Raw genomic sequence first — 14,898 nt, forward strand, 5'->3', positions numbered from 1 at the left:
TTGTCCCCTGCCGATTTGCCTTTCGTCCGTCACAAAGTGTAACTGACTGGTAGCGGTTCAGAACTAGAACCGTCATTCTGAATTGAGTGATAGCGGCCTGTTGCGCCGCGTGTCAACGGGGACGTTCGCGATGCCTGCAAAAGCGATGACGATAGAAATGGAGCTTGCCGCCACGCCCTCGCGCGTCCCGCAGCAAGGGCGTAGCCGAGCGTCGTACGACCGGATGATCGCTGCGGCTGAAGACCTGCTGCGCGAACGCGGCAGCGATGATTTCACGCTTCTCGAGGTCAGCAAGGCTGGCAAAGTTTCGATCGGTTCGATCTACAACCGGTTCGACAGCAAGGACGATCTGATCCGAGCGGTGCAGGGCCGTGTGCTCCTCGCCGTCGACAAGGCGCAACGCGAAGTCGTCGACCGTGCCGAGTCGCAAGCCGATGATCTCAGGACACTCGTTCCCTTGATCATCGATGGGATCGCCGAATGTCTTCACGAACATGCCGATCTGATGCGCCCGATGATGCTGCGTGCCGGATCGGATCCCATCGTGCTGGCTGCCGGCAAACGCAGCTACATGGAGGTGGAGAACCTGGTCTGCACGGCGCTTCTGGCGCATCGTGACGAGATTAAGCGGCCCGATCCCGAACGCGCCGTCGCGTCTGCTTATCGCATCGCCTATTCTGCGATTGCACGTGCGCTTGGTTTCGGCGCTACCCCTGGAAATGGGGTGGAAGGGGAATGGAAGGTCCTGAAAGAGGATCTCGGCCATATGGCGTCTGCGTATCTTCGTTCAGCCGACTGATCGCAGGGAACGCTAAGAATCGCGCCGGAGCGCCGGCGCGACTGCCTGGACCACAATGGCGACCCCAAGGCGCGCAGCAGTTCGCCGATGCTGCCGGCGCTCGTGCAAAAACGTGTCATTCGTACGACGGGCATCGTCCAAAACCAGTTCGCCGTCACGACTACGGGTATGGCGCTGGTCGACCACGTAAATATCTGATGTCGCCGGCTCTTGCGGCCCTGATGCTGCTGCTTGACAGCCCTAACAAAGCATCTATTAGAACCATAGTTCTTATTCGTACCAGCGCGGGGAAAAACCCGCCGATCGAGAAGGGAGAGGATCATAATGCGCAATGCACCCGTAATCCGTGTTCTTTTGGCCGGAGCCGCAACGCTGGCGATGACCGCGACCGCGCAGGCTCAGCAAACGCCACCATCCGAAGCTCCCCCGGCTCCCATCGAAGCGACACCGACGGACGGCGCAGCGACAACGGCAGGCACAGCGCAGGACGATGCGGGTCAGTTAGGCGATATCATCGTGACTGCGCAGAAGCGCGCTACTGGAATCCAGGATACGCCGATCGCGATGCGTGCGTTCGACGGGGATCAGCTCATCAAGAGCGGCGTCGGCGATTTGAACGGACTTACGCGCCTCGCACCCGACCTCAACCTGACGACCGAAACCCTGTTCACGCGTATTAGCATCCGCGGTGTCGGAAGCCAGGATGTCTCGGAAACCGCAGACGGTGCACTGACGATCAATATCGACGGCGAGTACATCAACCGCCCGGTCGCCTTGAATGCCGCCTTGTTCGATCTCGAGCGGGTCGAAATCCTGCGTGGCCCGCAAGGAACACTGTACGGTCGCAACTCGACGGCGGGCGCTCTGAACGTGATCGCCGCCAAGCCGTTGCTGGGTGACGTTTCCGGCTTCGCGACGGTCGGCTACGGCAACTATGATTCAAAGACGGCGCAAGCTGCCGTCAATCTGCCACTTGGTGACAAGGTGGCCGTCCGCATCGCGGGCCTCCATTCCGATCATGACGGCTATACGAACAACGCCCCCGGCGGAAAGGGCGATACGGGCAACTCCGACGCACTTCGAGCCTCGATCTATGCCGAGCCGTTCGACCGCCTTAAACTCTACCTCGCCGGCGAATATGTCGACGTGAACCAGAGCGCGCCGTCGCAATTTGGCGTTCAGGTCTCGGCGACCTCGCCCGGCCTGGTCACGCTGCCGTCCGGTGCGATCGTGCCGTCGCAGTTCAAGCCGACGTTCGACCGCGACAGCTATCCCCTGGCCGATGTCGGTTTCTTTCGGACCAAACAATATGCGGTCCGTGGTCGCGCGGACCTGGATCTGGATTTTGCGACGCTCAGCTATATCGGCGGCTACCGCGACGTGAACGTCAGCTCGCGCCAGCCCCTGAACGGGTACGTGCCGGCCGTCTTCACCTATTACAACAACCGGATAGACTCCGACACGCAAAGCCATGAAATCCGTCTCGCGGGCGGCAAGGAAGGCGCATTCATCTGGCAGGCCGGCGGCTTCTACTACAAGGAGTCGCAGGATATCGCCCGGGGCCTCTTCCTGCCGCAAGCGGGACCAAACGGTAGTTTCCTGAACTTTTTCTATAGACCCTATGTCGACTCGACGTCGAAAGCCGCATTCGGCCAGGCTACGTATTGGGTGCTGCCCGACACGCTCAGTCTGACGGGTGGCATTCGCTACACCGACGACCAGAAGCGGGCCCGCTATGACAATTACGGCTTCCAGTTCAATTCCGGGCCGACGCCGCCCGCTGACGGATCGACCGGTGCCGTCACCACCTTCCCGCGGCAGGACTCGAGCAAAGTCACGTGGAACGCGGGTGTCGACTTCAAGGCCGCGCGTGACAACCTTCTCTACGCAAAGGTCTCGACCGGCTACAAGGGTGGCGGCTTCGACAATGTCGGAGACTATGCGCCAGAGACGCTGACGGCGTATGAGATCGGGTCGAAGAACCGGTTTGCGGACCGGACGGTCGAGTTCAATGTCTCGGCCTTCTATTACAAGTACACCAACCAGCAGGTTCAGGTGCTGCTCGACACGTCTGTGGGCGCCCGGACGCTGAACGCGGGCAAGTCGCGGATCTGGGGTATCGAAACCGACAGCACGTTCGTCCTGTCCGATCGCGATCGCGCGCATCTGACGTTCAATTACCTCGATGCGAAGTTCACCGACTTCCCGGGTGCGGTATCCGGTCTGAACGGCACTTTCCCGATCGATCTGACCGGCAACACGCCACCCCAGGCACCCAAGGTCACGATCGCCGTCGGCTATGATCACACCTTCCCGATCGGCGACGGCAAGCTGGTCGCAAGCGGCTTCTCGCGGTTCAAGTCGCAGTATTTCCTGACGCCGTTCAACTGGGAAGCCGAACGCCAGCAGGCTTACACGCAGACCGATCTGAGCCTCGAATATTCGGCACCCGGCGATCGCTTCTCGATCCAGGGCTTTGTACGCAACCTCGAGAACGAACGGCCGCTTGGCTATGGTTTCTTCACCGGGGGCGGCATCAACGTCTACAACTTCAGCTTCGGCGCCCCGCGGACCTACGGTGCGCAGGCGACCATCAAGTTCTAGGAAACGGCTACGTGGCGGACAACGGGCTCGGTGAATTCGACAGGCGGTCCGCGATCGGCGGCGGGCTCGTGCTCGCCGCCCTCGTCGGGACACCACTGTGGATCTGGGGCAAAGCCCGTCAGGGCGAGAAAGGGGAGGCGACCGAGGACCAGCGCCGAATGATCGACACAGTCTCCGATCTTGTCATTCCGCGCACGGACACGCCGGGTGCGTCCGACGTCGGCGTTGGGGACTTCGTCGTTTTGGCGCTTAATCACGGGCTCGACGGGACGCGCGAACCCGCATCCGGTGCCGCGATCCAGGGTGGTGGTCCCGCACCCACGCCACGGGGCGGATTATATCTGCTCGACGATCTCGCGATCATGCTGCGGATCAAGGCGGGGGGCGATTTCAACCAGGCGACACCCGCTGCCCAACGCGCTGCGCTGACGGCGATAGACACGCGCGCGTTCGCGCCGGGCAACGACAAGGATCCCTGGCACAAGATCAAGGACCTGATCTTGACGGGATACTACACGTCGGAAGCGGGCGGTTCGAAGGAGCTCCAGTATGAACTGGTTCCCGGACGCTGGGATCCCGACGTGCCGTTGAAGCCGTCGGATCGGGCCTTTTCAAGCGACTGGACAGCGGTGGAGTTCGGATGATGCAGGAATTCGACGCCATCGTGGTCGGGTCGGGAATAACCGGTGGCTGGTCGGCCAAGGAACTGACGCAGGCGGGGCTGAAGGTCCTGATGATTGAGCGTGGCCGCGATATCGAGCACGGCACCGGGTACAAGACCGAGACACTGGCACCCTGGGAACTCCCGTTCCGCGGGATGGGCGATGCCGAACGCTATTGGGCGGAGTATCCGGTTCAGTCGATGAACCGGCATTTCACCGAGTTCACCGAACATCATTTCGTCAACGACCGCGAGAATCCCTACGCCGTTCCCGCCGGCAAGGACTTCAACTGGTGGCGGTCGTACCAGATGGGCGGACGGTCGCTGACGTGGGGCCGACAATGCTATCGCTGGTCGGACTATGATTTTGGCGCGAACAAGGCCGACGGGCACGGCCTCGACTGGCCGATCCGCTATGCCGATCTCGCGCCCTGGTACGACCGGGTCGAGGACTTCATCGGCGTATCCGGTGCGGCCGAAGGGCTGGCGGTTCTGCCGGACGGACGTTTCCAGCCGCCGATGGCGCTCAACGCGGTCGAGCAGCATTGCCGCGACGTGTTCATGAACACGTATCCCGATCGTCGGCTGACAGTCGGCCGAACCGCCAATCTGACCGAAGCGAAGGAAGGGCGGTCGAAGTGCCAGTATCGCTCGATCTGCGCGCGTGGCTGTTCCTACGGCGCCTATTTCTCCACGCAGAGTTCGACGTTGCCAGCCGCCAAGGCCACCGGCAATCTGACGGTCATCACCGACAGTGTCGTCGAGGGCGTCGATCACGACCCGGTAACGGGACGCGCGACGGGCGTGCGGTATCTTGACGTCAAGACCGGCAAACGCGGTACGGCAACGGCCCGCCTCGTGTTCCTCAATGCCGGCGCGTTCAATTCCAACCATATCCTGCTGCGGTCGACCTCGGAACGCTTCCCCAATGGGCTCGCCAACAGCTCGGGCGTGCTCGGCACGCACATCATGGATCACGCGACCACGCTGTCGGGCATCGCGGCCATGCCGGGTTTCGAAACGCATACCAGCTACGGCAACCGCCCGACCGGGATCGTGGTGCCCCGGTTCCGCAATCTGGACCAACAGGACGGTGCCGGCTTCACGCGGGGCTACAGCTTCCAGGGCGGCGCGCTGCAAAGCACGTGGACGGCCGGGAAACGGGCGGCGGGGCTCGGCGTGGACTACAAGGAGTCGTTGCGGCATCCGGGACCCTGGCGGATGATCTTCGTCACCTTCGCCGAAAGCCTGCCACGCGCCAGCAACCGCCTCACCCTCGACCGCGTGAAGACCGATCCGCACGGTGCCCCGGTGTTGAACATCGCGTTCGAACACGGCGCGAACGAACATGCCGCGCTCGCCGATGCCAAGGGCCAGGCCAAGGTCATGCTCGAGGCTGCAGGCGGTCATGTCTTCCTCGGCTTCGATCAGCCAGGCGCGGGCGGGTCGGCGATCCACGAGATGGGTGGAGCGCGGATGGGGAACGACCCGGCCCGGTCCGTCCTCGACAAGTGGAACCGTGCGCATGACGTACCGAACCTGTTCGTGACGGACGGCGCAGCAATGAGCTCGTCCGCCTGCCAGAACCCGTCGTTGACCTACATGGCCTTGACGGCGCGCGCCTGTGCCAACGCGGTATCGATGCTTCGAGAAGGCACGATCTAGCCATGACGACCGTGGCGAGCGCACGCGATCAGGCGTCATCGCTCGCGCCGCGCGCCCGCACGCTGGCCTTCGCGACGCTGACGGTGGCATTCGTGATGGACGTGCTCGACAGCACGATCGTCAATATCGCGATTCCCGCGATCCGTGCCGACCTCGGCGCCGGGCCGATTGCGGTGCAATGGATGGTGGCCGGATATTCGATGGCCTTCGCAATGCTGCTCATCAGCGGTGGCCGCATGGGAGATGTCTTTGGGTATCGCCGGATGTTCATCGGCGGCATGCTGGGCTTTACGCTGTCATCCTTGCTGTGCGGCGTTGCGCCCACGCCGACCGCGCTGATCGTGGCGCGTCTGGTACAGGGGGCGACCGCGGCGTGCATGGGGCCGCAAGTTCTTGCTTTGGTCCAGCTCCTCTATCCTCCGCATGAGCGAGTTGCGGCGCTGTCGTTCTTCGGCGTACTTGGCGGGTTGACCGCGGTATTGGGACCGGTGATCGGCGGCGCATTGATCGAGGCAAACATCGCGGGCCTCGGTTGGCGGGCGATCTTCCTGATCAACCTTCCGATCGGTGCGGGCGGCATTGTCGCGGCTTGGTATCTCCTGCCCGGCGGACGCTCGCCCGACGCTCTGCGGATCGACTGGGCGGGGAACGGGCTCGTGGTCGCCCTGCTGTTTGCGCTCGTCTTTCCACTTATCGAGGCGCGCGCGCTCGACTGGCCATGGTGGTGCTTCGGACTGTTCGCGACGACCGTGCCGCTCGGGATGGTGCTGTGGTGGCATCTGCGCCGGCAGACTGTGCGCACTGGCTCGGCGTTGTTGGATCCAGCGATGTTCCAGGATCGCAGCTTCTCCAACGGCCTGCTGACTTCGCTCGTCTTCGCTGTGGCGGGGGGAGGATTCCTGCTGGTGTTGACGCTGGTACTGCAGGTCGGGCTCGGCCTTGACCCGCTGTCGGCCGGATTGCTGCACATTCCATTCGCGGTCGGCGTAGGGCTGGGGATCAGCCTGCTTGGTCGCCGTATCCTGCCACGTCTGGGCCGTTCGGTGCTGGCGGTCGGTTCCGGGGCAATGGCGCTGGGGGTGGCCGGGGTGACGGTGACCGTGGCAACCAGCGCGAGCGTGCCGCTGATCGGTGTTGCACTCCTGATCGCCGGTCTCGGCATGGGAACCTGTGCGGGGCCGCTGTCGCCGATCGCGCTCGCGCGGGTGGACACGCGTCATGCCGGCGCTGCAGGCGGTGCGCTGAAGACGGTCCAGCAACTGGGTAACGCCGGCGGTGCCGCAACGGTCGGAACGCTGTTCCTCGTCATTGCCGGTGGGGCGACGTCCGCGCCCGAGACACGTGCCGCGCTCATCCCAGCAGCGATCAGCATATGTCTGCTGCTGTTCTGCGTCGCCGTGCTCAGCCGACGGTTTCCCCAGCGCCTATTCGACACCGATTGAGAGGATCAAGATGCGGTTTGCGACTCTGAATGACGGCAGCCGCGACGGCAGGCTGGCCGTCGTCTCGATCGACCACGCCAGAGCGCTGCTAGTGGAAGGTGTCGCTACGCTTCAGGTGCTGCTCGACGATTGGGATCATCTAATCCCCGTGTGCCGTGCGGCTCAGCAGCGAGTGGAAGCAGGGCAGGGGGAAGCTTTCGATCCGTCTGCCGCGATGGCACCACTGCCACGCGCCTGGCAATGGCTGGACGGGTCCGCCTTCCCGTCGCACGGCGAACTGATGGATCAGGTCCTAGGTATCGTTCCGGAGCAGACCGGGCGGCCTCTGATGTATCAGGGACTGTCCGACCATTTCCTGTCTGGTCACGAGGATGTCGCATTTCCCGACCTTTCGCACGGCATCGATTTCGAGGGCGAGTTCGGGGTCGTTCTCGGCAATGTCGCGGTCGGTACACCGGTCGAGGAGTGTGCAAGAGCGATCCGGCTCGTCGTCCAGATCAACGACTGGTCGTTGCGCGCGCTGGCAGGCCCCGAAATGAAGACCGGGTTCGGCTGGATACAAGCCAAGCCGGCGTGCAGCATGGCGCCGGTCGCGCTGACGCCCGACGTGCTCGGAACGGCATGGGCCGAAGGCGGCGTGGATCTGACACTCGAAGTCGATTGGAACGGCCGCTCGTTCGGACGCGCGCAAGGCGGGGCGATGGCGTGGAGTTTCGCTCAGCTGATTGCACATGCCGCTGCTACCCGACGGTTGCCGGCGGGGACAATCATAGGATCGGGCACCGTCTCCAACGCGAATTTCCGGGACGTCGGTTCGTCCTGCATCGCGGAGCGACGCGGTATCGAGATCGTCGATACCGGCACCGCGACCACCGGCTTCATGACGTTCGGTGACCGGGTCCGCATGGAGGCACGCGCCAGAGACGGAACGCCGCTGTTCGGTGCGATCGACCAGCGGGTCGTACAGGCTTGACAGCCCGATCAATAACTAGAATGCTAGTTCTATTAAAGCCGTGGCGAAACATGGCGGGAGAGGCGGAATGCGTTCGATACTGGATTCGATACGACGGTTAACGATGGTGCCTCAGGGCATCACCATCGTCACGGCGGCTTTCCTGCCGATCTTCGCCATCGTATCGATGTTTCCGGCGGTTCCGTCGATCATCGACCATTTCTCGGCCGACCCCGACGCACGGTGGAAGGTGCCGCTGATGGTGTCGGCGCCTGGCCTGACCATCGCATTGATCGCGCCGTTTGCAGGCTTCTTCATCGACAAGTTCGGGCGGCGGCCTCTGCTGATCTGGGCGACGTTCTTCTACGGCATCTTCGGCACCGCGCCTTTCTTTCTCGACAGCCTGAACGCCGTGTTCGCTTCGCGACTGCTGCTCGGGGTTGCGGAGGCGGCGATTCTGACGATCGTCAACACGCTGCTCGGCGATTACTGGGATGACCGCGGGCGCCGCGACTGGCTGTTCCTGCAAGGCCTCGCCGGGCCGCTGATGGCATCGGGCGTCATCCTGTTGTCGGGTGCAGCCAGCGGCGTGCGGTGGAACGGGATCTTCCTCGTCTACCTGGTCGCCTTTCCGATTTTCCTCGCGATGCTCGCCTTTCTGTTCGAGCCAAAGAAGGATGGCGCGACCGTCAAGGAGATCGTCGCTGCGCCCGATATCTCTACGCCGTTCCCGTGGGCTGTGATTGCACTGATCGGCGGCGTGACCCTGCTGGCCTCGGCACTCTACTACGTCTTCATCATCAACGGCGGCCTCGCATTCCGCGAAGTGGGTGTACAGGACGGCGCCCGGCTTGGTCAGTTGACCGCGATCCCCAGCCTCTTCGTCGTGCTCGGCTCGGTCATCTTCAGACTGATGAGCGGCCGCTCCAATGCGGTGCAGATCGGTACGCTGTTCCTGCTGGTCGGCGTAGGACTGGCGGGTATCGGCTTGGCGGTCGACTATCGCTGGATGATTGCCGGGTTGGTGATCCAGCAGACCGGCGTCGGCATGGCGGTCCCGGTTCTGATCGCCTGGGCCAGCTCGAAGCTCACCTTCGAACATCGCGGCCGCGGGATGGGTATCTGGACCGCCTGCTTCTTCTTCGGCCAGTTCTCCAGTCCCTGGTTCGTTCACAAGCTCAACGACGCCTTCGGCACGATGCAATCGGCTTTCCTCGCGATGGGGGTTCTCGGCATCGTCGTTGCGCTGATCGCCTTCGTCGCCAGCCGTCGCACGCCATCAGCCCTTACCGCCGCCACGGCCTGACCCTTTAGACTGAAACGAGATCCAGCATGACCGGAACTATAAAGCGAGGCGTCAGCCTCTACAGCTTCCAGAACGAGACGTTCCTCGGCAAGATGACCTTAGAGGACTGTATCCGGACCTGCGCGGAAATGGGCGCGACCGGAATCGAGGTCATCGGCGAACAGACATTCTGGGGGTGGCCCGAACAGCCCGTTCCGGAGAACAAGATCACCGACTGGCATGCCCTGATGACGAAGTACGGGACAGTGCCCGTCGCGCATGATGCGATGCTCGACTACAAGCGCTACAAGGGCCGCGTCATGGCGCTTGACGAGCAGGTCGCCAGCATGAAGCGTGATATCGATTTCGCCGCGGCGCTCGGTATGCGCTTCGTCAGGTCGCTGGTCTCGGTGTCGCCTGAGGTGCTTGTTGCCAGTGCGCCTCATGCCGAGGAGAAGGGCATCAAGATCCTCCTCGAGGTGCACGCGCCTCTGCACTTCGATCATCCCTGGATCGTCCGGCATGCCGAGGCGTACGAGAAATCGGGCAGCAGCGCGCTGGGTTTCCTGCCCGACATGGGCATGTTCCTGCATCGCTTCCCGCCCGTCTGGAAGGAGCGCTTCATCCGTAACGGCGCGCCGCGTCACATCGCCGATTACATCGAGAAGGCATATGAGGACCGTACGCTCAGCGAATACATCGTGATGAACGTGCGCGAGATGGGTGGCGAGGGGGCCGCGATGGCGATGGCCGAGACGCTGCGTCACAATGCAGCCTACGAACCCAAGCGCATGCTCGATTTCATGGGACGCATCCACAACGTCCACGGCAAGTTCTACGAGATGACCGAGGACCTTGTGGAACCGTCGATCCCCTATGACGAGATCGTCCAGGTTCTCAAGCAAGGCGGATACTCCGGCTACATCTGCTCCGAATACGAAGGCAATCGCTGGATCGAAGACGCTCATCCGGTCGAGTCCGTCGAGCAGGTCCGCCGCCAGCAGGCGATGCTTGCCCGGTTGATCGACGAGCCCGTCGCCACGACCAATTCCTCCGCACGCGCAGCCTGAAGGTAGATACGATGTTCGATCAACACATGATCTGCGAAGACACCGTCGCAAACGTCGCGGAAAACGGCGCGGCTATCGGCTTCTCGTTCGGCGCAAGACTGCCCTATTACCGGGGCCTGGGCCTCTCGATGGTCGAAGACGTCGCAGTGACGCTGGACGGCGAAGCGATACCGCGGGAAGCGGTGCGGTTGACGCTCCGCGGCCGCACCTGGACGCTCGACGAGATGGAGAACGAGCATGGCGACCGCTGGAATTTCGGCGAGGTCGCCACGGTGACAGTGCTGAAGGACGGTGGACTGTCGGCAGGCGAGCATCGGCTGGAACTCGCGGAACGGATGCGGATCTCGTACCTGCCGTTCGTACCGACGACGCGGTGCGTGAAGACCATCTCGCTGGCCGCCTGACGGGGCCCGACGACAGGATCGACAGGCATGCGTACCCAGATTGCCATCATCGGCGCCGGCCCCGCCGGCATGTTTCTCGCGCATCTTCTCCGCTTGCATGGCATCGACGCCGTCGTCGTCGAACGGCGGGACCGCGCGTATGTCGAAGGGCGTGTCCGCGCAGGCGTGCTCGAACAGGTCACGACGGATCTGATGCGTCAGCTCGGACTGGCCGACAGGCTGGGCCGGGAAGGCCTCGTTCACGGTGGCACGAATTTGTCGCTTGATGGCCGGATGTTCCATATCGACATGGCAGCGCTGACCGGTGGTTCGACAGTCACCGTCTATGGCCAGCAAGAGGTGATGCGCGACCTGTTTGACGCGGCGGAATCACGCGGCCTGTCGATCGTCTGGAACGCGAGCGATGTCGCACTGCATGATCTGGAGGGCGCGCGTCCCGCGGTAACCTGGTCGCTGCATGGCCGAGAGCAGAGGCTCGACTGCGATTACATCGTCGGCTGCGACGGCTATCATGGCGTAAGTCGCGGCGCGATCCCGGTGGACGTGATCAAGACGTTCGAGCGGGCCTATCCCTTTGGATGGCTTGGCATTCTCGCCGACGTGCCGCCGGTCGATCACGAACTTATCTATGCGAACCATGAACGCGGTTTCGCACTCGCATCGATGCGTTCGACCACGCGCAGCCGCTATTATGTGCAGTGCGCGCTCAACGATGACATCGCCAACTGGTCTGACGACCGGTTCTGGGATGAACTATGCTTGCGCCTCGGCCCTGAAGTCGGTGCGAAGGTGACGCGGGGGCCGTCGTTCGAGAAGGCTATCGCGCCTCTGCGATCGTTCGTCAGCGAGCCGATGCGGTGGGGGAAATTGTTCCTTGCAGGCGATGCAGCGCATATCGTCCCGCCAACCGGGGCGAAGGGCATGAACCTGGCGGTATCGGACGTGACGATGCTCGCCGAGGCACTGGTCGAGAAATACATGGATCGATCGGACGCCGGCATCGACGGCTACTCGGCGCGCGCGCTAGCCCGGGTCTGGAAGGCCGAGCGGTTCTCGTGGTGGTTTACGTCCGTCACGCACCGGTTTCCGGCGATGGACGGATTCGATCGCCGGATCCAGATCGCCGAACTCGATTACATTCGCGGCTCCGAGGCGGCGCAGCGGTCGCTCGCGGAGAATTATGTCGGACTTCCCCTGGGGGCAGCATGAAGAGCAAGATCTACGACAGCCCTGCGATCGCGCTCGAAGGCGTGCTGTTCGACGGCATGACCGTCATGTCGGGCGGCTTCGGGCTGTCTGGCAACCCCGAAAGCCTGATCCCCGAAATTCGCGCAGCAGGCGTTACGGGACTGACCGTCATTTCCAACAATGCGGGGGCGGACGGGTTCGGCCTGTGGATGCTGCTGGAAAGTCGCCAGATTGCAAAGATGATCTCGTCCTATGTCGGTGAGAACAAGCTGTTCGAGCAGCAATATCTCAGCGGTGAGCTGGAACTCGAACTGACGCCGCAGGGGACGCTTGCCGAGCGTATCCGCGCGGGCGGTGCGGGCATTCCGGCGTTCTACACCAAGACCGGTGTCGGCACGGTCGTCGCGAAAGGTAAGCCGGTCGAGACCTTCGACGGCGAGGACTATGTGCGGGAGACGTGGCTAAAGGCAGACCTGTCGATCATCAAGGCGTGGCGTGCCGACCCGGCCGGCAATCTGATGTTCCGCAAGACCGCGCGCAACTTCAACCCGAACATGGCGACCGCGGGCAAGGTGACGGTGGTAGAGGTCGAGGAGATCGTCGAGCCAGGCGCGTTCGATCCCGACTGCATCCACGTTCCCGGCATCTATGTCGACCGCATCGTGCTGTCCACGATCAACGAGAAGCGCATCGAGAAGCTTACCGAGCGCCACCGGGAGACGACATGATGGCCGACCAAACCAAAGGCTGGACCAGGGAGCAGATGGCCGCGCGCGCGGCGCAGGAATTGCAGGACGGCTTCTACGTCAATCTTGGCATCGGCATTCCGACGCTGGTCGCGAACTATATTCCGGACGGCGTGAACGTCACGCTGCAGTCGGAAAACGGCATGCTGGGCATGGGACCATTCCCCTTCGAGGGTGAGGCCGATCCCGACCTGATCAACGCGGGCAAGCAAACGATCACCGCGCTGCCGACGTCGAGCTTCTTCTCCAGCGCGGACAGCTTTGCGATGATCCGCGGCGGTCATATCGACATGGCGGTGCTTGGTGCGATGGAGGTCGCCGCCAACGGCGACATCGCAAACTGGACGATCCCCGGGAAGATGGTGAAGGGGATGGGGGGCGCGATGGACCTGGTCGCCGGTGTCCGTAAGGTCGTGGTGGTGATGGATCACGCCAACAAGGCGGGCGAACCCAAGATCCTGGAGGCGTGTACGCTGCCGCTCACCGGCAAGGGGGTGGTCGACCTGATCATTACCGACCTGTGCGTGCTCGCCTGCGACAAGCAGGCGGGCGGCCTGACGCTGGTGGAACTGGCGCCGGGCGTGACGCTGGAGGAGGTGCGGACGAAGACGGGTACGGCATTCGACGCGCCCGCCTTCGCGCAGGAGAGCGCGGCGTGATCGCCTATTCGCCGGATGAGGCGGGGCTGTCGCCCTCGCTGCATCCCGACTATCGCTCGAGCGTCGATCGCAGCCCGCGCCAGCCTCTGATCGCGATCCCACCGACGCTGACAGAGACGACCGGTCCCAGCGCGTGGGACCGCCTGATGGTAGGGCCCTCGGGAATCGATCTTACAGCGCAACATCCGGGCGTACCGCAAGGTCAGCGGATCATCGTCTCCGGGCGCGTGCTCGACGATCGCGCACGCCCGGTTGCCAACACCGTCATCGAGATCTGGCAGGCCAATGCGGCGGGCCGCTATATTCATTCCGCAGACACTTGGGACGCATCGCTCGACCCGAACTTCACCGGGGCCGGGCGGGTCGTCACCGATGCCGACGGGCGATACAGCTATGTCACGATACGGCCCGGTGCCTATCCTTGGGGCAATCACAAGAATGCGTGGCGGCCGGCGCACATTCACCTGTCGCTGCTGGGCCCTGCGTTTGCGACGCGGCTGGTGACGCAGATGTATTTCCCGGACGATCCGCTGGTCGAGATCGATCCGATCGCCAACGCCATACCGATGCCCGCCCGGCAGCGGATGGTTGGCCGCTTCGATATCAAGAGCACGAAGCCCGCCTGGGCGCTTGGCTATCTGTTCGACATCGTGCTGAAGGGGCGTGACGAGACGCCGTTCGAGGATGACGACCATGACCATTGAGATCTCCCCGGGGATCGCCTTGGAGATCGCCATCGAGGACCGAGAGGCCACACCGCGCATGGATAACCAGGATCCGGCGATTTTCGGGCAGACCCCGTGGCAGACCGTCGGGCCCTTCTTCCATTACGGCCTGCCATGGAAAGGCGGCGCCGATCTCGTCGGCAAATCGGACATGGGCGCCCGTACGGACCTGTTCGGCGAAGAGCACTATTTGCTCAACCTGTCGTCACCGACCGGCACGCCCGAGGGGGAGGTGATCGAGATCGCGGGGCAGGTGTTCGACGCGAAGGGCGTGCCGATCCTCGATGCGATGATCGAGATTTGGCAAGCCAATGCCGCGGGGCGTTATATGAGCATCGATGATCGTCGAGAGACGGTTCCGATCGACCCCCACTTCATTGGCTTCGGCCGCGCGTCTGTTGATCAGGACGGGGTCTACCGGTTTCGCACCATTCGACCGGGGCGCGTGCCGGGACCCGGCAACACGCTGCAGGCGCCCCATCTCGCTGTGTCTGTCTTCGGGCGGGGTATCATCAAACGGCTCGCGACGCGGCTGTATTTCGCTGATGGCGAAGGCAATGAAAAGGATCCAGTGCTCACCGCGGTTCCGGCAGACCGTCGCAATACGCTGGTGGCTAACCGGCGAGACGGCGGGCGTTGGTGGTTCGACATTCGGTTGCAAGGCGATGCCGAAACGGTCTTCTTTGCGGTATGATGGC

Annotated in this window: 14 protein-coding genes; all 14 read left to right on the forward strand. The window is 63.1% G+C overall.

Annotated elements, in window-relative coordinates; all coding sequences use genetic code 11:
* The first annotated feature begins 130 nt into the window (after positions 1 to 130).
* A complete protein-coding gene (locus IFT71_RS00295; protein ID WP_042467529.1) occupies positions 131 to 799 on the forward strand; it encodes a TetR/AcrR family transcriptional regulator in 669 nt (222 codons plus the stop codon).
* Positions 800 to 1,315: 516 nt separating this feature from the next.
* Positions 1,316 to 3,403: a TonB-dependent receptor gene (locus IFT71_RS00300; protein ID WP_342212556.1), complete on the forward strand. Its 2,088-nt coding sequence runs from the start codon at positions 1,316 to 1,318 to the stop codon at positions 3,401 to 3,403.
* 11 nt (positions 3,404 to 3,414) lie between these two features.
* Positions 3,415 to 4,047: a gluconate 2-dehydrogenase subunit 3 family protein gene (locus IFT71_RS00305; protein WP_031441472.1), complete on the forward strand. Its 633-nt coding sequence runs from the start codon at positions 3,415 to 3,417 to the stop codon at positions 4,045 to 4,047.
* Positions 4,044 to 5,729 carry an FAD-dependent oxidoreductase gene (locus tag IFT71_RS00310; RefSeq protein ID WP_192138743.1) on the forward strand — a complete coding sequence of 562 codons (1,686 nt, stop codon included), beginning with the start codon at positions 4,044 to 4,046 and terminating at the stop codon, positions 5,727 to 5,729. The genes IFT71_RS00305 and IFT71_RS00310 overlap by 4 nt, the downstream gene beginning before the upstream one ends.
* A gap of 2 nt (positions 5,730 to 5,731) precedes the next feature.
* Positions 5,732 to 7,171, forward strand: coding sequence for an MFS transporter (locus IFT71_RS00315; protein ID WP_192138744.1), 1,440 nt, complete (start codon positions 5,732 to 5,734; stop codon positions 7,169 to 7,171).
* 10 nt (positions 7,172 to 7,181) lie between these two features.
* A complete protein-coding gene (locus IFT71_RS00320; protein WP_192138745.1) occupies positions 7,182 to 8,144 on the forward strand; it encodes a fumarylacetoacetate hydrolase family protein in 963 nt (320 codons plus the stop codon).
* A gap of 40 nt (positions 8,145 to 8,184) precedes the next feature.
* Positions 8,185 to 9,429 (forward strand): MFS transporter, encoded by a 1,245-nt coding sequence (locus IFT71_RS00325; protein ID WP_342212557.1) that lies wholly within the window; start codon positions 8,185 to 8,187, stop codon positions 9,427 to 9,429.
* Positions 9,430 to 9,455: 26 nt separating this feature from the next.
* Positions 9,456 to 10,478 (forward strand): sugar phosphate isomerase/epimerase family protein, encoded by a 1,023-nt coding sequence (locus IFT71_RS00330; protein ID WP_192138746.1) that lies wholly within the window; start codon positions 9,456 to 9,458, stop codon positions 10,476 to 10,478.
* Positions 10,479 to 10,489: 11 nt separating this feature from the next.
* Positions 10,490 to 10,882 (forward strand): C-glycoside deglycosidase beta subunit domain-containing protein, encoded by a 393-nt coding sequence (locus IFT71_RS00335; protein ID WP_031441466.1) that lies wholly within the window; start codon positions 10,490 to 10,492, stop codon positions 10,880 to 10,882.
* Positions 10,883 to 10,909: 27 nt separating this feature from the next.
* A complete protein-coding gene (gene pobA / locus IFT71_RS00340; protein WP_192138747.1) occupies positions 10,910 to 12,091 on the forward strand; it encodes a 4-hydroxybenzoate 3-monooxygenase in 1,182 nt (393 codons plus the stop codon).
* Positions 12,088 to 12,798, forward strand: coding sequence for a CoA transferase subunit A (locus IFT71_RS00345; protein WP_192138748.1), 711 nt, complete (start codon positions 12,088 to 12,090; stop codon positions 12,796 to 12,798). The genes pobA and IFT71_RS00345 overlap by 4 nt, the downstream gene beginning before the upstream one ends.
* Complete coding sequence (locus IFT71_RS00350) at positions 12,795 to 13,475, forward strand: 3-oxoacid CoA-transferase subunit B (protein WP_197975974.1); 681 nt, start codon at positions 12,795 to 12,797, stop codon at positions 13,473 to 13,475. The genes IFT71_RS00345 and IFT71_RS00350 overlap by 4 nt, the downstream gene beginning before the upstream one ends.
* Entirely contained in the window at positions 13,472 to 14,179 is a 708-nt protein-coding gene (gene pcaH / locus IFT71_RS00355) for a protocatechuate 3,4-dioxygenase subunit beta (RefSeq protein WP_192138750.1), read from the forward strand. The genes IFT71_RS00350 and pcaH overlap by 4 nt, the downstream gene beginning before the upstream one ends.
* Positions 14,169 to 14,894, forward strand: coding sequence for a protocatechuate 3,4-dioxygenase subunit alpha (gene pcaG / locus IFT71_RS00360; RefSeq protein WP_192138751.1), 726 nt, complete (start codon positions 14,169 to 14,171; stop codon positions 14,892 to 14,894). Before pcaH ends, pcaG begins: the two co-directional genes overlap by 11 nt.
* Positions 14,895 to 14,898 lie beyond the last annotated feature (4 nt).

Origin of the sequence: Sphingomonas sp. CFBP 13733, from assembly GCF_014841795.1 — a bacterium.
GTDB classification, from domain to species: Bacteria; Pseudomonadota; Alphaproteobacteria; order Sphingomonadales; family Sphingomonadaceae; genus Sphingomonas; species Sphingomonas aerolata.